Here is a 21,943-nt window from a genome sequence, read left to right on the forward strand (position 1 = left end):
GTGCTCTCCGTCACGTGGGGTAGTGCGGAGAAGTCCCGCAACACAGTCGTGTCGGGGGTATAGGTAGGGGAGTCAGCGATGTCAGGACGTCACAGCGGCAGTAGTCGCAGGTTCAGTCCTGCCGTGACCTGGGGCGCGGCCGCGCTGGCAGTAGTCGTGGTCGCGGCCGGTGGCTGGTTCGGCGTCCAGGCCGTACGCGCAGCGGGTTCGGACTCGTGCGAATCGCTGGACACGGTCTCGCTCGCGGTGGACACCTCGATCGCCGAACCGGTGCAGCAGATCCTGGCCCAGGCGGGCGAGGTGGACCGCGGCTGCGTCGACTTCGAGGTGCGGGCCGAGCGCCCCACCGACACGGCGACCGAGATCGCAGGTACCGACGAGAACCGCCCCGACCTGTGGATCCCGGACTCGACGTTGTGGCTGCTCAAGACTTTGCGTTCGACCGGAGCCCTGCCCGAACTCGCCAAGACGTCGGTGGCGAACACACTGCCCGTGCTGGTGTCGGCCTCCGACGGTGCCCCGGTGACCGACACCTGGCTCAGCGTGCTGCAGATGCCGGGCCAACGCATCGGCGATCCGCTCACCAGTAGTGCGTCCAACGCTGCGATCCTCGGTGCGCTGGCCGAGTCCGAGGTCGCGATCTCCGACGCCAAAGCAGTGTCCGCCGCTCTGGTGCCCATGGCACAGGACTTCGGCCGGATAGCCGACACGCCCCACGACACCCCGGACCTCGTCGCCCAGGTGGCGACCGAGGGCGGAACCAGCGTCGCCACCGAACAGGCCGTGCTGGCCTACGAGGCAGCGAACCCCGGATCGTCGCTCACCGAGTCGGTGCCGCCGACGGGCAGCTACTTCCTCAACTACCCCCTCGCCGTCACGGCTCCGGCCGGGCCGGAGTACGACCGCGTCAAGGCCGCCGGGGCCGCGTTGGCGTCGGTGCTGGCCTCGCAGTCGGCGACGGACACACTCGTTGCAGCCGGCTTCCGAACGTCGAGTGGAACCCCCTTGGCCGACGGCAGAGGCGTCGGCTCGGTCGCCGCGTTGGAAATCAAGAATCCGCTGTCGATCGAGACGACGCTGCGCGACTGGGCGGTGCTCGCGTTGCCGCTCCGGACCCTCGTCGTCGAGGACGTATCGGGTTCGATGGCGGCGAAATCCGGCGACTCCACCCGCATCGCGTTGACCGTCGATGCCTCGCTCGGTGCCAACGATCTGTTCAGCGACCAGACGCAGATGGGGCTGTGGGCCTTCTCCATCGGGCTCGGTGGTGGAAAGCAGGACTATCGAGAACTGGTGCCGCTCGGCCCGGTGAGCAACACGTTCGACGGTAAGCCGCAGCGTCAGGCCATTCTCGATGCAGTCCGTGGGCTACCGGCTCTGGTCGGAGGCGGGACCGGACTTTACGACACGACGCTGGCGGCGTTCCGACGTGTCAAGGAGGGCTACGACCCCGATTACGTCAACAGCGTCATCATCCTCACCGACGGCGCGAACGAGGACAACGGCAGCATCTCCCTGGACCAGCTTCTCGCCGCCCTGCAGAAGGAGCAGGATCCGGTGCGTCCCATCGTGATCATCACAGTCGGCGTCACCAGTGATGCCGATCCGGTTGCGCTGCAGCAGATCTCCGCGGCCACCGGTGGTACGAGCTATGTCGCCGAGGATCCCCGCGATATCCCGGACGTGTTCGTCAAGGCGTTGAACTCGCGCACCGAGCGTCTCGCGGGGGAGTAGCTCACCGCAGCAGGAAGCTGATCGCGATCGCGGCCGCGCAGGCCAGCGTCACCACCACCAGAGTCGCCGCGTCCGAGGCCTTGAAACGTGCCTCGGTGGCGGTGATCATGCCGGTGCCCCCGCGTGCGGTGATGGCCTCACCCATCTCGTCCGCGCGCCTGATAGCCACCGACATCACCGTGGTCACGATGTCGACCAGTGAATTGTCCGACGCACTGTTGACCACCGGCTTCGGTCGCAGCCGCCGGGCGGCGTTGAGGGTGCGCATCTCCTCGATGAGCAGCGGAAGCGACCGCAGGCTGAGCGCCACGGCGATCGCCCACTCGTCCACCGGCAGCTTCAGCTTCTTGAGCGGTGCACCGAGTTTCGACACCGCCGGAGCGATGTCGCTCATCGACGTCGTCCACCCGATCATCATCGATGCGCCCAGCAGAACGAACACGAACAGCGTGGCACGGAAGTACAGCAGAACCGCTGCGCCACCGATGGGCAGATTGATCAGTGCTCCGACGCCGAACAGCGCCCAGATCCACCACGGCGGGCGCGGTAGTGCTGTGATCGGAATGTGGGCGATGACAGCCGCGACGATCAGCAGCGCGAACACGATGCCGAGGGCAGGCCACGTCGGAGCCGCGACGAGGGTGATGCTGAGCAGCAACACCACGATGAGCTTGGTGCCCGCCCACAGTCGATGAATGGGTGAGAACCGCGGAACCTGGCGCAGTACGACGGTCGTCACGAATGCACGCTCCCATGAATCGAATCGGAGACGATATGGCCGTCGGCCATCGTGATGGTTCGACTGCAGACGGCGTCCATACCGTCCACGTCGTGCGAGATGACCACAATCGAGACGCCGCGCTCACGCAGGCCGGCGAGGACGCCGATGATGTCGTCGCGGCCGGGCGGGTCGAGTCCGGCCAGCGGCTCGTCGAGCACCAAGATGCGGGGTCGACGAGCGATCAGACCGGCCAGCACCACGCGTCGCATTTGCCCGCCGCTGAGCGAGTCGACGTTGCGTGCGGCCAGTGACCGGTCGAGGCCGACGGCATCCATCGCGGCCGACACTGTGGCAGAACCGGTTTCGGGCCCCGCGGCCGCGGCGATGTCCTCGGAGACGGTCCGCCGCTGCAACTGCAGGCGCGAATGCTGAAAGGCCAACCCGACGTCGCCGACTCGCGACGTCATCGCCTTGCCGTCCAGTTGCGCGACGCCGGTGGTGGGCCCGGTAAGCCCGGCCATGATCCACGCCAGAGTCGACTTGCCCGAACCGTTTCCGCCGAGAACGAGAACTCCCTCGCCTCGCTTGACGGTGATGTCGACGCCGTTCAACGCCGATTGTGCCCACGGGGTGCGTCTGTTGTAGACGTGCCGCACGTCGCGTAGTTCGAGCAGGCGCGGGCTCGAATTGTCGTGCAGCACAGCAGCGTTGCCGGTCCTGGTCTGCATCCATGCAGTGTCGTGCTCCACCTGCATGCCCTCGTGCAGGTGTACGACGCGATGAGCGGCAACAGTTTCCGAGACATGATGGGTCACGAGTACGACCGACATCCCGTGCCGACGGGGCAGTGCCGCGAGTAGCGAGACCAGATGCTCGCGGCCCGAGGCGTCGATCATGGCGGTTGCCTCGTCGGCGATCAGCAGAGCGGGGCGACGAGCCAGGGCAGCGGCGACGGCAAGTCGCTGCATCTCGCCGCCGGAAAGCGAGGCCGTGTCGCGAGCACCCATGCCGCTCAACCCCACCTCGTCGAGCAAGGCGTCGACGTCGGGGCGAGAGTCGCCGGGTGGCAGTCCCCATACGACGTCGTCGGCGACGCGGGTACCGAGGATCTGACTTTCGGGTCGCTGCAACACCACTGCGGTGCCGCCGTACCGGCCGAGTCCGGTGGAGCCGGGACGAGTCACCGAGCCCTCGGAGGGCTCACGGCCTGCGAGAATTCGCGTCAGCGTAGATTTGCCGGATCCGTTGTGGCCGACGATCGCGACGAATTCACCCTGTTCGATGTGCAGGTCGATGCCGCTCAACGCTGCCGATCTACTGCCGGGATATCGGTAGCCGACGGCGGTCAGGGTGACGGGCAGTGGCGCGATCTCGTCGTCGATGCCCGAGACGAACGGCTCCGGTGTGGGGATGGCCGAGAGGCGATCGAGGATGGCGGTGAGGATCAGCCACGCGAACAGAGTTCCGGTGACGATGCCGAATGCGATGGACCCGCCGACCCACCACCACCAGTTGTCGAGTACCGCTGTGCTGCTGCTGCGAATGACATCGGGGATGACCTGCGGGGCGGATACGCGCTCGAACAGTCGGGAGATGCCTTCGATGGTGTTGCGGAGCGTCTCGAGAAACAGCTGCCGTAGCGGGACGAGGATCAGCAGCAACAGCACCGCGAGGGCTCCGAGTGCCGGTCCGACGATTGCCGACGTGACGAGCACGCCGAACAGGCCTTGTTTCCGGCGCTTCGCCCGGCCGACCAGACCGCCCAGCAATGCCGCACTGGCCACGGTGAGCGCCGTCTGAGTGCCGGCCGCGACGAATCCTACGAGTATGCCCGCCACCGCTGAGGTGACCAATGCTCGCGTGCGATAGCGCAGGGCCACCACCGACATGGGAATAGCGGCGACTACCTGCAGAATCGCTGCCATCGGCACCAGCACGCCGATCACCGTCAGCGCGACGGTGAAGCTGCTCATCACCGCAGCGGTCGCCAATTCTTGCGGACCGAGGGGCCCGGACTCGGGACGGTGGGCAGCGCTGACGGTCACCGCTCCAGTGTGCCAGCTCGACTGAGGCACACTGTCTGCGTGACTTCCGAGATCGCGACCCGCAGGCGACTTCATCCGGCATGGATCGTCGCCGCGGTGGCCTTCCTCGCTCTCGTCGGTGCGGCGGGGTTCCGGGCCGCACCGAGTGTGTTGATGGTGCCGCTGCAGGAAGAGTTCGGTTGGCCGCGGTCGATGCTGTCGCTGGCGGTGGGCGTCAACCTGGTGCTGTTCGGTCTGACGGCACCGTTCGCCGCGGCGTTGATGGAGCGTTTCGGGATCCGAGCTGTGACGTCGACGGCGTTGGTCGTCGTGGCCGCGGGCAGCGCTCTGAGTGTGTTCGTGACCCAGGCATGGCAGTTGGTGTTGACGTGGGGCGTCATGATCGGGTTGGGCACGGGGTCGATGGCTCTGGTGTTCGCGGCGGTGGTGACGAATAGATGGTTCGTACAGCGTCGAGGGCTCGTCTCGGGCGTGTTGACCGCGGGCAGCGCGACGGGGCAGTTGATCTTTCTGCCGTTGATCGCTCAGCTGGTCGACCGATCCGGTTGGCGCGCAGCATCGTTCCTCATCGCCGGGGGCTCGCTGATCGTGGTGCCGTTCGTGTTGCGGTGGCTGCGCAACATGCCGACCGATGTCGGCGTGACTCCGTACGGCGCACCCGCCGACTACGTCCCGCCGGCGGCGGTGTCGACCGTGAACCCGGCGCGCGCAGCGGTACAGGCTCTACGCGACGCGAGCCGAGTACGAACCTTCTGGGCGTTGGTGCTCGGATTCGCGATCTGTGGCGCAACGACCAACGGGCTCATCGGAACTCACTTCATACCGTCGGCGCACGACCACGGAATGCACGAAACCACCGCAGCGGGTCTGCTGGCGGTGGTGGGAATCTTCGACATCGTCGGGACGATCGCATCGGGTTGGCTGACCGATCGAGTGAATCCGCGGTATCTGTTGGCGGCCTATTACGGCTTTCGCGGAATCTCGCTGCTGTTTCTGCCGTGGTTGCTGTCGGCAACCATTCAACCGTCGATCGTCATCTTCGTGGTCATCTACGGATTGGATTGGGTGGCAACGGTTCCGCCCACGATTGCTCTGTGCCGAGAGGTGTTCGGCGACAAGGGTTCTCTGGTGTTCGGATGGGTGTTCGCCTCACACCAGATCGGAGCGGGCATCGCGTCCGTCGTCGCGGGCGTCGTGCGGGACGCCACCGGCGCATACACGATGGCGTGGTTCGGCGCGGCCGGCTTGTGCGCGGTTGCTGCCGTGGTGAGCATCAGAACAGGAAAGCCCTCGTAGCGAGGGCTTTCCTGTTTCCGAACTTCGGGTCAGCGGCTGCGCTGGCTCGTGGCCGGGCCTGCTGCGCGACGGCTGTGGCCGCCGCCACCGCTGCGCGGCTGACCACCACTGCGCGGCTGACCACCCGAGCGGGCCGGGCCGCCGCGTCGCGCGTTGTTGTTGCGCGGGGCTCCCGTGCGGGCGGGGGCTTGCTCGACTCGCGGTGCAGGCTCGACGTAACGGGCCTGCTCGCCGACGAGGTTCGCCACTGCAGGCGAGTCGGCGGTGACGCGGATCGGGGTGACCTTGATGTCGGCCTTGCGCAGCAGAACTGCGGTGTCCTTGCGCTGCTCGGGTAAGACGACGGTCACGACGTCGCCTGCGCTGCCGGCGCGCGCGGTGCGGCCGGAGCGGTGCAGGTACGCCTTGTGCTCGGCTGGGGGATCGACGTGGACGACCAGCTGAACGTCGTCGACGTGAACGCCGCGGGCTGCGACGTCGGTGGCGACGAGCACGCGGGCCTGGCCGGAGGAGAAGGCCGCGAGGTTGCGGTCACGTGCGGCCTGCGAGAGGTTGCCGTGCAGGTCGACGGACGGGATTCCGGCGTCGGTGAGCTGCTTGGCGAGCTTGCGGGCCTGGTGCTTGGTGCGCATGAACAGGATGCGACGTCCGGTGCCGGAGGCGAGCTGGTGGACCAGCTTCTTCTTGGCTTCGACGCCGTCTACCTCGAAGACGCTGTGTGTCATGGCCTCGACGTGTGAGGTCGCCTCGTCGACGGAGTGCGTGATCTGGTTGTGCAGGAAGCGCTTGACCAGTTTGTCGACACCGTTGTCCAGGGTCGCCGAGAACAGCATCCGCTGACCCTTGTCGGGGGTAGCGGCGAGGATCCGGGTGACGACGGGCAGGAACCCGAGGTCGGCCATGTGATCTGCCTCGTCGAGGACGGTGATCTGTACGCCGTCGAGCGTCAGGTGGCGCTGCTTCATGAGGTCTTCGAGGCGTCCGGGGCAGGCGACGACGATGTCGACACCCGACTTGAGTGCGGACACCTGGCGAACCTGCGAGACACCGCCGAAGATCGTCGTGACCTTCAACGAGTATGCGGCGGCGAGGGGTTCGATCGCGACGGCGATCTGGGTGGCGAGCTCACGCGTCGGCGCAAGGATCAGTCCGCGCGGGCGGCCGGGCTTGCGGTTGCCGGGGAGTTGGCCGGCGAGGCGCGCGACCATGGGGATGGAAAATGCGAGTGTCTTTCCGCTGCCGGTCTTTCCGCGTCCGAGTACGTCGCGTCCCTGCAGTGTGTCGGGGAGCGTGTCGGCCTGGATGGGGAAGGCCTCGGTCTTGCCCTGGCTCGCGAGTACGTCTGCGATGGCCTGGGGTACTCCGAGTGCAGCAAAAGTCTGTGGGGTCGTCATTGTGATGAAAAGTGCCTTTCGGGCAGGGTGTTGCACCTGCGGGCCTTCGGGCCGAGATGCAAGGTGGCGAGACTGCCGGTGGGCAGTTTCGATCGCCGTAAGAGAAGCCTGTGCGGGGTGCACATGGTGATTCGGGAGCATTCCACGACGTCTGACGTGCAGTTACGCGCGTCGATACCGAGTGTAACCGAGTGCGGACCCGATCTCTTCCCGCGGTCGACGGTCACGCGGCGTCGGAGCCGAACAGTCCGTCGATGTAGACGTTCTCCGCCGGCGAGCTGTAGAGCTCGACCACCGGCATCGGCGGCGCGCTCGAATCGTACGTGTGCCCGGTGGGTGAGATGAGCCTGTAGCGATGTCGCGCGTTCCGTTTGTCTCGTAGTGCTTCGGCCGTCCAGCCTTCGCCTTCTTTCGCGTAATTGCATGCGGCACAAAGACCTGCGCCGTTTTCGGCGCTTGTCGCTCCGCCCGCGGTGTGTGCGGTGATGTGGTCGTGGTGCCGGATGGGCGCGTCGCACCACGGGGTGCGGCACGTGCGATCGCGGAGATCGATGAGGCGTCCCAATGCGGTGGGAAATGCGCGGGATGTGGATTCGACGGCTGTCAGTGCGCCGGTTTTCGGGTGGGCATAGAGGCGACGTAATGCGACGCGCGTCTCATTGCCCTGTGCGCCGTCGAGTGCGTCGCGCACGAGTTGGCGTGCGACGTCCGACGGGATGTCGCCGTAGCCGTGCAGATATGCGGACGTGTCGCCACCGGCGAGCAGGGTCGAATCCGAGATGACGATGTCGACGGTGACCGGTGGACCTTGAGCGGCCGATGCGCCGGTGACTCTCTCGAACACCAGGTCGGCCATGATCTGGTCGCGGCTGCGTGTGTCGCCACCTGCGTTGATGACGGTGTCGGCGTCGCGCCGCAGGGTCGCCCACATGCAGACGGTCTTCTCCATCGAGGTGAGCGCGGTGAAGAATCCCATCAATTCGGGTGCGGGGCGCGTACTGACTCGGCGTGCGGCGTATGCCTTTGCGCGTCGCTTGACCTGGGAGGCGGCGTCCAGTTCGTTGGCGAGTGCGCGGGCGCGACCCTCGATGGTGCGATCTCCTGCACCGGCGAGGGTGGCGGGGTCTGCGCACAGGCGTTCATCGATGGTTCGGCGATCGTCGACGGTGAGACACGCGGTTTCGCGAGCGAGGATCATGACGCGCCACTCGTTCAGTTCGCCGGCTTTCAGGCGCGCCAGGGTGTGTGGCATTTCGTGGACAAGTGCACGAGCGAGACCGAGATGAGTGCCGCCGCGGTTGGGTGACTCTCGTCGAGCCAGGCCGATCTGCGACGCAATACCGGTGCGCCACTGAGCTTTCGGTTTGCCACGTTCACGACGTTCGGTGCTGATCACGGTTGCGACGGCATCGGTCACGACGGCTTGGGTTGCCACGCTGACGCATTTGACGGTTTCGAGAGCAGAGATGAGATCGATGCCTGCTGCTGCGTCGACGACTATGTCGGACGCCTGAAGACGCGCAACAAACCTCAACACCTCGGCGGATGTGAGCGGTGATTCTTGTATAGCTGTGACCACGAGTTCCTCCCCAGTACTCGAATGCATGTTCGAATTTACGCCGGTTCGGAAGGTAGTGCAATAGGGCGGGGTGTGAAATCTGAGAGTGCGCGACGAAAAGCGATGCTGGTGCCCTCGGCAGGATTCGAACCCGATTAGGATGCCTCGTAGCTTTGTAGTCCTACCAGGCAAAACGGCAGTGTGTGTCCCGATGGGAATCGAACCCAGCTGTAGCCACTCGGGACTCTCCAGCTACAGGAGCTTTTCGGGGATCGGTTGCCCGAGCTGCATGTGGCGCACAACAGTTCGGGTGATGTCCCGCGATTCGACAGCCTGGGTGTAAGCGAACGAGTCGATGCCCCAATGGTCGGCGCAGGTTTGGGCCCACTCGCGGGCATTCTAGAGCTCTTCCTCCTTCTCGGCGATTTTGGCATCGGGTTACAGATAAAGTCGGGTGTCTTGACGAGAAATGGACATGCGGGGGCTCGTTCGTGAGCGGAAGTATGTCAGCAGACGCCGGAAGCGATTGCGGGGCAACGGAGTTCGGCTCAGTGTCAAACCAACATAGCAAGGCAACCCCCGACGGAGGTCAGGTTCGCGTGAAGGAACGCGCAGGTACCTGCGCACGGCCCGAAAGTTAGGGGCCTGGAGGGCACCCCTCCCATCCGGTGCGATGCCCGCACGCAGCGCACTGTGGCTCGAAAGATGTACGGGCTTGGAGGGGAACGTCTAACTCGCTAACAGGATGAGCGGCTTCGTCTCAGAGGCGGACTACGGTGTGCGCTGCCATTCGATATTTGAAACTACGGGCGAACCCGCTTTCTGAAGGCGGGGATGCCTCCCAAACCAAAGATGAACATGGCGGCTCCAAGGGCGGCGAGGGACCAGAGCCAACCACCGCTTCGGAAGCCGACGACAACTAAAGTGACGCCCGCGACCCAAAACGTGATGGCGATGCCGATCTGCATCCAGTCGCGACTGGCTTCAGACTCCTTGATGACTAGCTCTTTTACACGCTGAGCGATGTGTTCTTGCAGCTTGGTGTGCTCGTCGGTACCCGCGGTCAATTTTTCGAGGATATCTATGTCGGATCGAATCGAAGCGCGCGCGTAGTCGCGATGTCCCATGACGTCCGAGTAGACCTTCAGCAGAAACGCTCCGACTGCCACCAAGATCGGGGCCCAAATCTGTATGTCGAAGTGCATGGTTCGTCTTTCGGTCGTCGAGTGCTGCTGCCTAGGTATTTCATCTTGCCGTCCGAGGCCTGCCTCGAAGAGAGCTAGAAGCTGCCCTCAAGTCGGGCCAGTAGATCGACGGCATTGTAGAAATCGCAAACTCGGCCCTTGGGCTGCAGCTCGCCTCCCGTTCTCGCTCGCCGGTGATTCTGCTGCTCAGATGGTGCCCTCGGCAGGATTCGAACCTGCGACCTACCCTTTAGGAGAGGGTTGCTCTATCCCCTGAGCTACGAAGGCTGGTGATCGAACGAGTGCTCCAAAGTCCCTGGCCAGCAAAGTCTTTCGATCAATCGAACAATCGGGTCGCGGGTGGGTCGCTGTTGTACTGCACAGCCGGCCCACATCGCGGTCGTCAGTCTAGCGGTCCGCACCGCAGATCGTGAAGCAGGTTCGCGCTGCTGGTCAACACACCGGTCAGTGATGCGATCAGATTCAGGGCGGTGCGGTGCTGGTGGGCGGTGTAATCGGCGACCGATTCGATGCCGACGAAGCACTGAATGTCGCGGGCAAAAGCGTCGAACGTCGTCGCGAGAATTCCCGCCGAGGCGAAGACACCCACGATGACCAGTTGGTCACGGCCTCGTCGGCGTAGTTCGACCTCGAGATCGGACGCGTAGAACGCGCTGTAGCTGCGCTTCGCGATCGGAACGAAGTCCGATTCGGTGACCGCCACGTCCTCGGCAGACGGGCCCAACCCCCACATCGGCCCCAGCAGTCCACGCTGTTCGATCGCCTCAGCCGCCCGCGGACCGCTCGCCAGAATCGGCACTCCGGCAGACCTGGCGCACGCGAGCACCGCCGACGCTTCTGCGGCCACCCGCGCACGAACCGAGGACTGCAGCACGTTCAGGTAGTACGGCTGCATGTCATGAACCAGAAGTGCCGCGCGCTCGGGCCGCAACTCCCACTCGGGACCACCCACACAGTCGCGCAGAGTCTCGACCGCGTACTTCTCTACTTCGACGCTGAATGTGGCCACGTCGGTCATCCTCGTACAAACGCGCGCGCATGTGCCAGACGCGCGCAGAGTCGTCAGCCGCTGGCTGTCTATTTCGCTCGCACCTGACAAACGCGCGCGCGTTTGCGGATCCCTAGGCCCCAGCACCGCAGAACGAGCCCGATCCCCACCACCTAATCCGCGGCAATCGCATCCACGATGTTCAGGCGTGATGCGTGTACCGCAGGCGGAGCCGATCCCAACAGCGAGAGGCCCAACGCGACGAGTCCGTACAACAGCACCGTCCAACTGGCGTTGTACTGCACTGGAATTCCGATGCTGGCACCGAGGATCAGTGTGCTCAGGTATTGCAGGCCGGCACCGATGATCAGGCCGAGCACGCCGCCGAGGATGCCCACAGACAGTGCCTCTGCGAGCACCATGCGTGCCAGGGTTCCTCTACCGCCGCCCATGGCGCGCAGTACGCCGAGTTCACGTCGACGTTCGAGTACCGACAGCGTCAATGTGTTCAGCAATGCGACGGCAGCGACCAGTGCGACGATCCACTGCAGTGCGATGGCGAGCGCACCGGATTGGCGGATGGCCGCGCTGGTGCCCTCGAGTGCCGCGGCACCCGTGTACACGAATGCCTCGGGCGGCAGTGTCGATCGCAGCGAATCCTGCACGGCGGCAACGTCTCCGTCGACGGTGATCTCGAGGTACGTCGCACCCGGGCGGTCGTAGAAGCGCTGCATCGATTCCAGTGAGATCGCCATCGTGCCGCCTGCGGCGTTGATGTAGTCCACGAGATCGAGCACGCGTACGTTCTGCACCCCGGTCGGCGTCGGTAGATCGATGGAGTCTCCCGCCGTCACTCCCAGCGTCGTACCGAGCGCCTTCGAGAGCACCACCCCGTCGCCCGCGAGCAATCCCGCACGTACGTCTGCGGGGAGCGAGGCCAGCGTCACCGCGTTGCTTCCGTCGGCGACGCCTTGGATGGAGACCAGCTCGTCGTCGATTGTCGCGTAGGCCCACTGCCCTTCGACGACGCGGGAGACGCCGGCCGTCGCCCGCACGGCCTCGTCTACGGCGGCGGGAACGATCGGGCCCGACGGTATGGCGTCGGGTGAGCTCATCGATACGTACAGGTCCGTGTCGGCGAGCGACGACAGTGATTCGGCGGCGGAGTCGGTCATGTTCGTCAACGAACCGGACACTCCCACACTGACTCCCACGGCGATGACGATGGTCATCACCGTCGCCCAGATGCGCCGCGGGGCGCGTTCGATCGTCGCGGTGGCGAGCCGTCCGGCACCACCCCATCGGCGGGGCACAGCGCCGGTGGCCCAGACGATCGGCCCGGTTCCGCCGACGCACAGTGCGACGACGCCGAACATGAACAGGGCACCGGCACCGAGGGTCAATTGCCCGTCGACGTTGACGGCGAACACGAACGATCCGGCAATGGCGAGCAGACCGAACACTGTGGCGGCCAACGTGAACGACAGCTTCGGACCGCCGGTTGTTTCTCCGCCACCGACTGCCAATGCCTCGATCGGCGAGATTCGATACACCTGAACAGCAGCCAGAGCGGACGCGCCGACGCAGGCCAGCACGCAGGCCACGATCGCGACGGGAATGGCGAAGCTCGGCAACACGTATTCGATTCGCGCATCGAATGCTTGCGACAGGAACGGCGGCAGGCTCTCGATGGCGATGCGGCCCATGACGATTCCGAGAGGTACCCCGATGGCACCGCCGACGAGACCCACCAGTACCGACTCGAACAACAGGTCGCGGACGATGTCGGCGCGCCGACCGCCGACTGCTCGGAGCAGGGAGATGGTGGGGCGACGTTTGGCGATGGCCATGTTCATGACGTTGAACACCAGGAACGCCGCGACGACGAACGCGATGAGGGAGACCATCAGCGTCGCATTGCGCGTCAGACTCATGGCCTGATCGGCTCTGTCGGCCCGGAATTCCGGATTCATCACCGAGACTCGGCCGGCCAATGCCGCGTCGAGGTTCGATCGCAGGTCGTCTCCGCCACCGTGAACGAAGATCGAATCGACCTGGCCCGGCCGGTCGGTCAAGGCCTGCGCGGTGGGCAGCAACGTGACGGCGAACATGCCCCCACCGATGCGCTGCGTGCCAGGGCCATCGATCACGCCCACTACCGCAGTGGGTCGGTCGGCGATCGTGACCGTGTCACCCTGCGTCAATCCCGTTGCTGCTCCGACCAATACGCCCGACGGGTCGGACAGCAGACCCGCTGCGCTGCCCACGGCACCTTGCAGATCGGACTGCAGTGCCGTGATCGATGAATCGACACCCAGTACCGTCAGCTCGCCGACATCGGATCGTACGATGCTGCGGAGCAGGGGTACCGCCGCATCGACGCCCGCAACACCGCGTACGACGTCGAGTTCGTTCTGGGCGAATCCGGAATCGGTCACGCCGACAACTTCGTACTGTGCGTTGCCTGCGATCGACACCGCCAGACGTTCGACGGATCCGGTCAGCGATCCGTACGTGCCGAGGACGGCGATGAGCAAACCCGCGGCGACGGCCACGACTCCCGCCGAGACCAGCGAACGCACCCAGTGCATTCGGAGGTCTCGGAGGCTGATGACGCGAAATCTGCTGAGCGCGGTACCGATCACCGAGGTGTACCAGCGGTGTCGGTGTCGACGCGGCCGTCGATCATGCTGACGACGCGATCGGTCGACCGAGCCGCCTCGAGATCGTGGGTTGCCATCACCACTGCCCGACGTCCCTCGCTGCCGTGGGCTACGTCGGCAAGAATCTCGAGGACGTTGTGGGAGGTCTTGGAATCGAGGTTGCCCGTCGGCTCGTCGGCGATCAGCAGCGCCGGGTCCATCATCAGGGCTCGGGCGATGGCGATGCGTTGAATCTGACCGCCCGACAGTTGCGCCGGGCGGTGTTCGGATCGCTGCGCCAGCCCCACCATGTCCAACAGCCGCATCGCATCGGCTTTCGCCTTCTTGATGGGGGTGCCGTCCAGCAGCTTCGGAACGGCGACGTTCTCCCACGCCGACATGGTCGGCAGCAGGTTGAAGAACTGGAAGACGAAGCCCACCTGATGGCGTCGGAAATCGGACTGTGCGTTGTCGTCGAGGGTGGTGACCTCGACGTCGTTGAATCGGATGGACCCGGCCGTCGGAGTGTCCAGCGCGCCGAGCATGTGCAGCAGTGTCGACTTACCTGCTCCGGACGGCGCGACCAGTGACACGAACTGACCACCGTCGATCGTGAGATCGATGCCGTCCAACGCACGGACCGGTTGTTCGCCGGTGGGGTACTCCTTGACCACGCCGGACAACTGGAGCTTCAACTTCGTCATGCATGATCCCCTGCTTCTCGAATACTTCCGACGCTACCTGCCGTCGGGTCGAGAAACCGGTCGGAGTTCTCAGATCACGCTGCGCCGCGCGAGGATTCGAGCCGCCTGGCCACCAGTGCCGCCTGGAGGTGGCGGATACCGGACGGACGAGTCGGGTCGAACCCGGTCAGTTGTGCGATTCGCTTGAGGCGATAGTCGACGGTGTTGGTGTGCAGATGGAGTTGCCGGGCGGAGCGCTGACGGTTGAGGTCGTGCGAAATGTGGATCTCGAGGGTCTCGAGCAATTCGGGTGACGAATCGAGTGGCTCGAGGATCTGGGTGAGGTGGCGTCGACCCGGTCCGGGACGAGTGAGCTGGTACTCGAGCACCAGGTCGTCCATCCGGTACAACCCGGACGGGCGGTGCAGCTGATGAGCCAGGGACAGCAGTTCGTGGACCTGGTCTGCTGCGGTGGGAATGTCGGCTGTCGCAGCCTGCTCGGCGGTGGCGGTGACGGGGACCTCTGCGGCGGTACCGATGCGGTGCACCAGCGCCTCGACCCACTCGTCGTCGTGGACGCCGGGGATCAGGACGGTTCCGCCCTCGGTGCTGAGCAGCGACAGGGGAGTGCGTCCGCACACGGTGGCCAGTTCGGCCTGCACGCGACGCAGCTTGCGTCGTGCAGCCACCGTCTTCTGGATGTTGGGGTCGTTCTCGTCGGGGTGCGGCGGTACCGACAGTGCGAGCACGAGGTAACTGTCGGCGAGTTCGATGCCCGACTGGCGGGCCATCGAGACGGCGTTGTGTCCGCTCAGCAACGAGGTGACCAGCGTGTGCGCGGCTGTGTGATGCTCGCTCGCCACCGCCTGAAGCTCTTCGACGTAGCTCTTGCTGGCCGCGATCGAGACCTTCTCAGACAGCAGCACGAACATGCGTGCAGCCTCGATCAACTGGGCGGCGTCGCCTTCTCCTGCCCGCTTGGACACCAGATTCCAACCGATCTGAATGCCCTCGTGGTAGACGCTGAGGACGGACTCGAGCGGGACACCCTCACGAGCCCATTGACTGGCCTTGGCGCGCAGTTCGGCCAAGTCGGACTCGGCAGGTGCGCGGCGCTCGTCGAGCATCTGCACGGCGATGCTGATGCACTTGACGGTGAATTCGGTGACGTCTCCGTGGAGTTGTTCACCGGGAAGTGAACCGCAGGGAGTATTGGCGGCGAAGTGGCCTACCAGGAGGCGCGCCACTGCGCGAAAATCGCGAAGGGGAGCCGAAGCAGGCTGCCCTGCGACCATGATTCCGAGGCCAGTCGAGTTGTGAACGGTCACAGATCAACCCTTCGTGTTGGATTCTTCAGGTTTTGAGAGAGCTAACGTACTCACGCGTAGAAACGCGCTTCCTGTCGTGAATCTATGCAACTTCAGCCGAAATGGCAGGTTTTTCAAACTTTGAGTTTGTTTCCTGGCCTCTAACAGGATCGATCATAGGTTGTTATCTACGTGTGATCCATGGTTTCGGCAAAACTCGTTGTGATTTATCTCGAGCGGGCCACGAGAGGCCTTGCGACTTGCCCTAAACAATGCAGAAGGCGGTCCCATCGCCTGCGCTACACGCCTACTTTGATCTCGGATCGGTCCGGACGAGCGGGGTGAGAGGACGAGTATGCGCAGCGACATCGGGCAGTTCACGGTTCTACGGGAACTGCAGCCGACGATCGACGACAACCTCGCGCGCCACCGCTCGACAGCTGTCTCCTGGCAGCCCACGGATTTCGTCCGGACCGAGATGTACTGGGGAACGCGTACGTCACCGCTGACCGAGGCCGCCAAGGCGGCACTGGTCACCGATCTCCTCACCGAGCAGAACATTCCGCTGTATCGGTGCGAGGTCGCGGCCTCGGGTACCGGCTCGTGGCCCGCATGGCTCACCGAGTGGAGCGCCGAGCGCACCCGGCATGCTGCCGCCGTCACCGACTACCTCGTCGCTACCCGCAGTGTCGATCCGGCGGCGCTCGGTCGAGCTCGCGCACAGTGCAAGACGGTGGGATTCGACTCCCCGATGAACGGCGCTCACCTCCTTCGTTCGCTGGCGCAGGTGACTCTCGACGAATCGATCAGCAGCGTCTGCCATACGAATACCGCGCACCAGTGCCACGATCCGGTTGCCGATCGCTTGCTCGGCCGGATAGTCGACGACCAGAAACTGCACGTCACCTTCTTTGCGAATCTGGTGTCGGCAGCGCTCGACGTCGCCCCCGCTCCGACCGTCACGGCGATCACCGAAGTAGTCATGAACGCGCAGTTGCCGGGTACCAACCTGCCCGGCTTCGGTCGGAGCGCCATGCTCATCGAGCGGGACGGGATCTTCGATCTTCGACGTCATCTCGACGAGGTGCTGCTGCCGACGCTCGCGCGGTGGCGCGTCTTCGAGCGGACCGACCTGGGCGTCGGTGTCCGCAGCCGCGACCAATTGGCCGACTACCTGGTCCATCTCGACACCCGGGCCGCGGCAGCCGAGGCGAACCGCACCCGAACTCAGGGGTACGCAGACGCGCTGCGCGCCAGCTGAGGTGAGTGCATCACGCCTTCGGCGACCATTCATCGACTAGCCTGAACCCCTGTTCGTCATTCACCGAGCCACCGGGCTCGGGGCTACTACCGGAGGCCGACACGTGACAGGGCATCGACCGATCATCGTCGGCATCGACGGTTCCGCTGCGGCCGACAAGGCTGTGATCTGGGCGGCCCTGTGCGCTCGGCGACGGGATCGGCGATTGCACATCGTGACGGCCGTCGACATGCCAGGCGTTGTCGATCTGAGCGAATTCGCAGGCGAGGCAACCGAATTCGTCGCCACCGCTAAATCGCGGCTCGCAGCCGCGGAAACGCTGGCCGTGTCGGTCGTCGACGACCCGACGTTCGAGGTGACCTCGAGTGCCGTCGAGGGCGGCGTGATGGACGTACTCATCGGCGTGTCGGCCCAAGCCGAGCTCCTGGTGATCGGAGCGAGCGAAACGGGCGCTGTCACACTCTCTCTGGCCGCCCACAGTGTGTCACCCGTCGCCGTCGTACGCGGCCGCGACATCGACGGCCGTCCCGTCGCCGAGGGCCCGGTCGTCGTCGGCGTGGACGGATCCGACGTCAATCAGGCAGCGGTCGAGTGGGCGTTCGTCGAGGCCTCGGCACGTGATGCTCCGTTGATCGCGGTACACGTGTGGTCCGACGTGGATCTGACGCGCTCGTTCGGTCGCGCGCCCGCGGATTGGCAGGCCATCGCCGACACCGAGGAAGCGTTGCTGGCGGAAAGTCTCGCCGGGTGGCAAGAGCGGTTCCCGGAGGTCGACGTCCAACGCGTCGTCGCCCAGGATCGTCCCGTTCGAGTGCTCAGCGGACTGTCCGAAACGGCAGCGGTGATCGTGGTGGGTAACCGGGGGCGCGGCGGATTCGGAGGAATGCTGCTCGGGTCGACGAGCTTCGCTCTGGTCAACACCGCAGATTGCCCGGTGTTGGTCGTCAGGAAAGCGGTCACATAGCGACGGTCAGCAAGAAGCTGACGTCTTCGAGGGCTTCGACGCTGTGCCGTGCGTCGGGGATCACGAGGAGATCGCCGGTGGAGCCCTTCCAGGTCTTCTCACCGCTGATCAGTTCCAACTTGCCGCTGAGGACGAGGACGGTCGACTCACCGCTGAGATCGTGCTCGGCCAGCTTGTTACCCGCGGCCAGCGCCACGACGGTCTGCCTCAATTTGCGGCTGTGGCCGCCGTACACCGTCTGCGAACTGCGGCCACTCGACGCGCCGACTGCGAGCTTGAGTTGCTGACGGGCAAGTGCGGTGAGTGACTTCTTGTCCATAGCCGCCAGTATGACGCACCACCCGCAGCCGCGATGGGGGAATCATGAACGCGCTCAAACAGTTTGGGTAGGCTTCCCGTACTCCACCCAACGGAATCGCGTTCCGTCCACGCGGCTGTTCTGCCAATCGCCCGCCTCGGCAATCCACTCGTCCGAAATCTCGGGGGCGCTCGTATCGCCGTCGACGTCGAGGTCGATCTCGGTGACTTCGAGGTGGGTCGCGATACCCATTGCACTGCGATAGATTTCGCCGCCGCCGATGATCCAGATCGGGCTGTCGCCTACCAGCGCCACTGCGTCGGCGACGCTCGGTGCGGTCTCGGCACCGTCTGCGGTCCACGCGGAATTGCGGGTGACCACGATGTTGCGACGGTCCGGCAGCGGACGGAACTTCGCGGGCAGTGAGTCCCACGTCTTTCGTCCCATGATCACCGGGTGCTCGGCCGTCATCGATTTGAAGTGCGCCATGTCCTCGGGCACGTGCCAGGGGATCGATCCGGCGTCCCCGATGACGCCCGCGGTGCTCTGAGCCCAGATCAGACCCACGAAGTGCGGTGCATTCACACCGCTACCGGGGCCTTGATTGCAGGGTGGTGCTGATACTCGACGATCTCGACGTCGTCGAAGGTGTAGTCGAAGATCGAATCCCGTTGTGCCAGTTTCAGAGTCGGGTAGGGGTACGCCTCGCGGGAGAGCTGCTCGGCAACCTGGTCGCGGTGGTTGTCGTAGATGTGGCAGTCGCCCCCGGTCCACACGAACTCGCCGACGTCGAGGCCGGTCTGTGCGGCGACCATGTGAGTCAGGAGTGCGTAACTGGCGATGTTGAAGGGCACGCCGAGGAACATGTCTGCGCTGCGTTGATACAGCTGGCATGAAAGCTTGCCGTCGGCGACATAGAACTGGAAGAACGCATGGCACGGCGGCAGGGCCATCTGCGGGATTTCACCGACGTTCCACGCCGAGACGATCATTCGCCGCGAATCCGGATCGGTCTTCAGAGTCTCGATGACCTGGCTGATCTGGTCGATGTGCTCGCCCGACGGGGTCGGCCACGAACGCCACTGCACTCCGTAGACGGGGCCGAGTTCGCCGTCCGGAGCTGCCCACTCGTCCCAGATGCTGACGCCGTGTTCCTGCAGCCACGTGACATTGGAGTCTCCGCGCAGAAACCACAGCAGTTCGTAGACGATCGACTTGAGATGGACCTTCTTGGTGGTGATCAACGGGAAGCCCGCGGCCAGATCGAAGCGCATCTGATGCCCGAACACGCTGGTCGTCCCGGTTCCCGTCCGGTCGGATTTGGCCGTACCGGTGTCGAGGATGCGGCGCAGCAGATCTTCGTACGGAGTCGGAACCATCACGACGGCCATCGTAGCTGCATACTGGACGCATGCCGGAATTACCCGAGGTGGAAGCCCTTGCCGGCTTCTTGCGCGAGCATGCCGTCGGTGCCGTGATCGGCCGCATCGACATCGCGGCACTCAGTGTTCTCAAGACCTTCGATCCGCCGATCACCGATCTGCAGGGTCGCGACGTCACCGATGCCGCGCGCTTCGGAAAGCATCTGGCGCTGCAGGCGGGTGACCTGTGGCTGATCACCCACCTGTCGCGTGGGGGTTGGCTGCGATGGGTGGACAACCCCAGTGTTGCTCCGCCGAAACCGGGCAAGGGGCCGCTGGCGCTGCGGATCCACTTCTTCACTCCCGAGGGCGCTACACCCGCCATCGACCTGACCGAAGCCGGTACCAAAAAGCGATTGGCGGTCTGGGTGGTCCGTGATCCTCAGCAGGTTGCGAGCATCGCCCGGCTCGGGCCGGACGCGATGACGGTCACCGAGCTCGAATTCGCCGAGATACTAGGCAGCACCACAGCTCGTCTGAAGACCTCGTTGGTGGACCAATCGTTGCTCGCCGGAATCGGCAACGCCTACTCGGACGAGATTCTGCACGTCGCCAAGCTCTCGCCGTTCGCGTCGTCGAGCAAGCTCGACGCGGAATCCGTCGCGGTTCTCTATGCCGCGATGCGTTCGGTCCTGTCCGACGCGGTGGACCGCTCGGCCGGGCAGGATGCGGCGCGTCTGAAGGGGGAGAAGCGATCCGGCATGCGGGTGCACGCCAGAACCGGGCTGCCGTGCCCGGTCTGCGGAGATCCGGTGCGCGAGGTCGCCTACGTGGACCGCTCTTTTCAGTACTGCGCGACGTGCCAGACGGCCGGCAAGATTCTTGCCGACCGCCGGATGTCGCGGTTGCTCAAGTAGCGGGTTCGAGCGTCTGGCTGGCGTAGCCGCGATAGCCTTCCCACGCTTTGCGGCGATCGCTGCGCGGATCTTTCTGCACCCGAGTGCGCGTGTCGAAGATCAATGTCTTGCGCTCGGCTTCGTCGTATGCCGGCCACGATTCCAACGGCTTTCCGTTGGTGGCGAACGCAATCCAGTGTGCCTGCACCTGCTCGGTGACCTCCGCGAACGACTTTCGTCCCCCTGTCGCGGTCAGAGCCTTGCCGAACAACGTCTCGTTGATGCCGAAGACGGCGAACAACTCGAACCCGTGGGTGGCGTCGAGGCCCAGCAACTTCATCGACCGAGGGGCGAAGTCGAAGCGATAGAAGTACGTCGGTGCGTGACGCGAATGTCCCTCGGCCACTTCGAGAGACGGCTTCCAGAACGTGAAATCCCCGCCGAAGTCGATGGCAGCCCGCTCGCTCGGGTATCCCCGGTATCCGCCGGTGACAACCGGTTCTGCCGCGGGATCGGTAAGGGAGAAGAGTTTGGAAATGCGTTCGGGGTTGGTGGGCAACGCATCCAGAAACTTCGGAAAAAGTGTTCCCTCACGGGCGTTGGTGCCGATGATCAGCGGCACATTGTGTGCGGTGCCGTTCGCGTACGCCTCGACCGGATCGACAGGAAGGAAATCGCCGTCGATCACCGGGCCGAAGGGGAGCAGGCCGGGAGTGCGGTGCAGCGTGGTGAGTCCGAGCTTGGTGCCTGCTCGGCCGAGTGCCAGTACCTCGGCGTTCTCCAGGGTTTCCACCGCGGTCTCGGCGGTGCCTCCGAGGTACCCGACGTACTCGCTCGCCCACTGGTCCGCCCGGTGCTTGGCGGTCGTCATGCCCGGTGCCGAGCTTTCGGCAATTGCCTGGGCGAAAAGGCCTTTCGCGGCGGGCACTGTCATCAGGGTGGTGACGGCATTGCCGCCTGCGGACTCGCCGAAGACGGTGACGTTGTCGGGATCTCCGCCGAACTCGGCGATGTTGCGCTTTACCCACTCCAATGCCGCCACCTGGTCGCGTAGTCCCAGGTTGGAATCGAACGGCCGCTCGGGGGTCGAGAATCGCGACATGTCGAGGTAGCCCAAAGCGCCGAGTCGGTAGTTGACCGACACGTAGATGATGCCGTTGCCGTCCTGCAGCGAGCGCCGGACCAGCGAACCTCCGCCGTACAGCGGGGTGGCCGACGTGCCGAGCGTGTACGCACCGCCGTGGATGAACACCATGACCGGTCTGGGTGTCGTGCTCGGCGTGCTCGGTGCCAAGACGTTGAGTGTCAGGCAGTCCTCGCTCGACGGTTGGTACTTGCCGACTGCGAGCATCGTGCCCCGCTTGTGCTGAACGGATGCGTTGCCCCACTCGGTCGCGTCGCGCACGCCCTGCCACGGCTGGGTGGGTTGAGGTGCGCGAAACCGAAGCGGACCGACGGGAGGGGCGGCGTAGGGAATGCCCCGCCAGGTGGTGAGATTGCCGACCGGCTTTCCCTCGATCATGCCGTCCGTCGTGGTCACGCGTGTTTTCACAGCCATTTCGCGATACTACCGGGCGCTTCTTACCCGGC

General features: G+C 64.8%; 18 protein-coding genes and 1 tRNA gene. 5 read left to right on the forward strand and 14 right to left on the reverse strand.

From position 1 onward, the window contains the following. Positions 1-78 precede the first annotated feature (78 nt). Positions 79-1,734, forward strand: coding sequence for a VWA domain-containing protein (locus ASH04_RS13610; protein WP_027495974.1), 1,656 nt, complete (start codon positions 79-81; stop codon positions 1,732-1,734). A 1-nt stretch (position 1,735) separates the two neighbouring features. On the opposite strand, the gene ASH04_RS13615 is transcribed toward ASH04_RS13610, so the two are convergent. Next, complete coding sequence (locus tag ASH04_RS13615) at positions 1,736-2,473, reverse strand: energy-coupling factor transporter transmembrane component T family protein (protein ID WP_057473714.1); 738 nt, start codon at positions 2,471-2,473, stop codon at positions 1,736-1,738. Further along, the gene (locus ASH04_RS13620; RefSeq protein ID WP_027495976.1) at positions 2,470-4,500 is read right to left on the reverse strand and encodes an ABC transporter ATP-binding protein; all 2,031 of its coding nucleotides are present in this window, start codon (positions 4,498-4,500) and stop codon (positions 2,470-2,472) included. The genes ASH04_RS13615 and ASH04_RS13620 overlap by 4 nt, the downstream gene beginning before the upstream one ends. Before the next feature lie 39 nt (positions 4,501-4,539). On the opposite strand from ASH04_RS13620, the gene ASH04_RS13625 reads away from it, so the two are divergent. Then, positions 4,540-5,796 carry an MFS transporter gene (locus ASH04_RS13625; protein WP_235580003.1) on the forward strand — a complete coding sequence of 419 codons (1,257 nt, stop codon included), beginning with the start codon at positions 4,540-4,542 and terminating at the stop codon, positions 5,794-5,796. A 29-nt stretch (positions 5,797-5,825) separates the two neighbouring features. On the opposite strand, the gene ASH04_RS13630 is transcribed toward ASH04_RS13625, so the two are convergent. The 8 genes from ASH04_RS13630 to ASH04_RS13665 form a co-directional block, all read right to left on the reverse strand. Continuing rightward, a complete protein-coding gene (locus ASH04_RS13630) occupies positions 5,826-7,190 on the reverse strand; it encodes a DEAD/DEAH box helicase (RefSeq protein ID WP_057473715.1) in 1,365 nt (454 codons plus the stop codon). A 223-nt stretch (positions 7,191-7,413) separates the two neighbouring features. After that, a complete protein-coding gene (locus ASH04_RS13635; protein WP_156394539.1) occupies positions 7,414-8,769 on the reverse strand; it encodes an HNH endonuclease in 1,356 nt (451 codons plus the stop codon). 782 nt (positions 8,770-9,551) lie between these two features. Next, positions 9,552-9,953, reverse strand: a complete 402-nt coding sequence (locus ASH04_RS13640) for a hypothetical protein (protein ID WP_057473717.1) — start codon at positions 9,951-9,953, stop codon at positions 9,552-9,554. A 191-nt stretch (positions 9,954-10,144) separates the two neighbouring features. Beyond that, positions 10,145-10,220 (reverse strand) — tRNA-Arg (locus ASH04_RS13645). 115 nt (positions 10,221-10,335) lie between these two features. Next, complete coding sequence (locus ASH04_RS13650) at positions 10,336-10,962, reverse strand: isochorismatase family protein (protein WP_162247533.1); 627 nt, start codon at positions 10,960-10,962, stop codon at positions 10,336-10,338. Between the two features lie 152 nt (positions 10,963-11,114). Then, positions 11,115-13,586 (reverse strand): FtsX-like permease family protein, encoded by a 2,472-nt coding sequence (locus ASH04_RS13655; RefSeq protein ID WP_057473719.1) that lies wholly within the window; start codon positions 13,584-13,586, stop codon positions 11,115-11,117. Next, positions 13,583-14,287, reverse strand: coding sequence for an ABC transporter ATP-binding protein (locus tag ASH04_RS13660; RefSeq protein ID WP_176456678.1), 705 nt, complete (start codon positions 14,285-14,287; stop codon positions 13,583-13,585). The genes ASH04_RS13655 and ASH04_RS13660 overlap by 4 nt, the downstream gene beginning before the upstream one ends. Positions 14,288-14,361: 74 nt before the next feature. Then, a complete protein-coding gene (locus ASH04_RS13665) occupies positions 14,362-15,594 on the reverse strand; it encodes a PucR family transcriptional regulator (protein ID WP_027495984.1) in 1,233 nt (410 codons plus the stop codon). Positions 15,595-15,928: 334 nt separating this feature from the next. Between ASH04_RS13665 and ASH04_RS13670 the strand changes: the two genes are divergently transcribed. Continuing rightward, entirely contained in the window at positions 15,929-16,834 is a 906-nt protein-coding gene (locus tag ASH04_RS13670; RefSeq protein ID WP_057473720.1) for an acyl-ACP desaturase, read from the forward strand. 103 nt (positions 16,835-16,937) lie between these two features. Then, positions 16,938-17,798 carry a universal stress protein gene (locus tag ASH04_RS13675; protein ID WP_032365951.1) on the forward strand — a complete coding sequence of 287 codons (861 nt, stop codon included), beginning with the start codon at positions 16,938-16,940 and terminating at the stop codon, positions 17,796-17,798. Here the strand turns inward: ASH04_RS13675 and ASH04_RS13680 are convergent. From ASH04_RS13680 to ASH04_RS13690, 3 genes are read right to left on the reverse strand one after another with little or no spacing between them, the layout of a single operon-like run. Beyond that, the gene (locus ASH04_RS13680) at positions 17,791-18,117 is read right to left on the reverse strand and encodes a cupin domain-containing protein (RefSeq protein ID WP_027495987.1); all 327 of its coding nucleotides are present in this window, start codon (positions 18,115-18,117) and stop codon (positions 17,791-17,793) included. The two genes, ASH04_RS13675 and ASH04_RS13680, sit on opposite strands and share 8 nt — an antisense overlap. A gap of 54 nt (positions 18,118-18,171) precedes the next feature. After that, positions 18,172-18,681, reverse strand: coding sequence for a dihydrofolate reductase (locus tag ASH04_RS13685; protein WP_327212966.1), 510 nt, complete (start codon positions 18,679-18,681; stop codon positions 18,172-18,174). Then, on the reverse strand, positions 18,678-19,478 hold the full coding sequence (locus tag ASH04_RS13690; protein ID WP_057473962.1) for a thymidylate synthase: 801 nt from the start codon (positions 19,476-19,478) through the stop codon (positions 18,678-18,680). The genes ASH04_RS13685 and ASH04_RS13690 overlap by 4 nt, the downstream gene beginning before the upstream one ends. 29 nt (positions 19,479-19,507) lie before the next feature. On the opposite strand from ASH04_RS13690, the gene ASH04_RS13695 reads away from it, so the two are divergent. Further along, a complete protein-coding gene (locus ASH04_RS13695; protein WP_027495990.1) occupies positions 19,508-20,374 on the forward strand; it encodes a DNA-formamidopyrimidine glycosylase family protein in 867 nt (288 codons plus the stop codon). Here ASH04_RS13695 and ASH04_RS13700 read toward each other — a convergent pair. Then, on the reverse strand, positions 20,367-21,911 hold the full coding sequence (locus ASH04_RS13700; RefSeq protein WP_057473721.1) for a carboxylesterase/lipase family protein: 1,545 nt from the start codon (positions 21,909-21,911) through the stop codon (positions 20,367-20,369). The genes ASH04_RS13695 and ASH04_RS13700 overlap by 8 nt on opposite strands. Positions 21,912-21,943 lie beyond the last annotated feature (32 nt).

This window comes from Rhodococcus sp. Leaf233 (assembly GCF_001426165.1).
In the GTDB taxonomy this organism is placed as follows: domain Bacteria; phylum Actinomycetota; class Actinomycetes; order Mycobacteriales; family Mycobacteriaceae; genus Rhodococcoides; species Rhodococcoides fascians.

What these genes read in the sequence shown, in the direction of transcription:
- ASH04_RS13610 (WP_027495974.1), top strand. Translation starts at nt 79, where the DNA reads ATGTCAGGACGTCACAGCGGCAGTAGTCGCAGGTTCAGTCCTGCCGTG.
- ASH04_RS13630 (WP_057473715.1), bottom strand. Translation starts at nt 7,190, where the DNA reads ATGACGACCCCACAGACTTTTGCTGCACTCGGAGTACCCCAGGCCATC.
- ASH04_RS13640 (WP_057473717.1), bottom strand. Translation starts at nt 9,953, where the DNA reads ATGCACTTCGACATACAGATTTGGGCCCCGATCTTGGTGGCAGTCGGA.
- ASH04_RS13660 (WP_176456678.1), bottom strand. Translation starts at nt 14,287, where the DNA reads ATGACGAAGTTGAAGCTCCAGTTGTCCGGCGTGGTCAAGGAGTACCCC.
- ASH04_RS13670 (WP_057473720.1), top strand. Translation starts at nt 15,929, where the DNA reads ATGCGCAGCGACATCGGGCAGTTCACGGTTCTACGGGAACTGCAGCCG.
- ASH04_RS13680 (WP_027495987.1), bottom strand. Translation starts at nt 18,117, where the DNA reads ATGGACAAGAAGTCACTCACCGCACTTGCCCGTCAGCAACTCAAGCTC.
- ASH04_RS13695 (WP_027495990.1), top strand. Translation starts at nt 19,508, where the DNA reads ATGCCGGAATTACCCGAGGTGGAAGCCCTTGCCGGCTTCTTGCGCGAG.
- ASH04_RS13700 (WP_057473721.1), bottom strand. Translation starts at nt 21,911, where the DNA reads ATGGCTGTGAAAACACGCGTGACCACGACGGACGGCATGATCGAGGGA.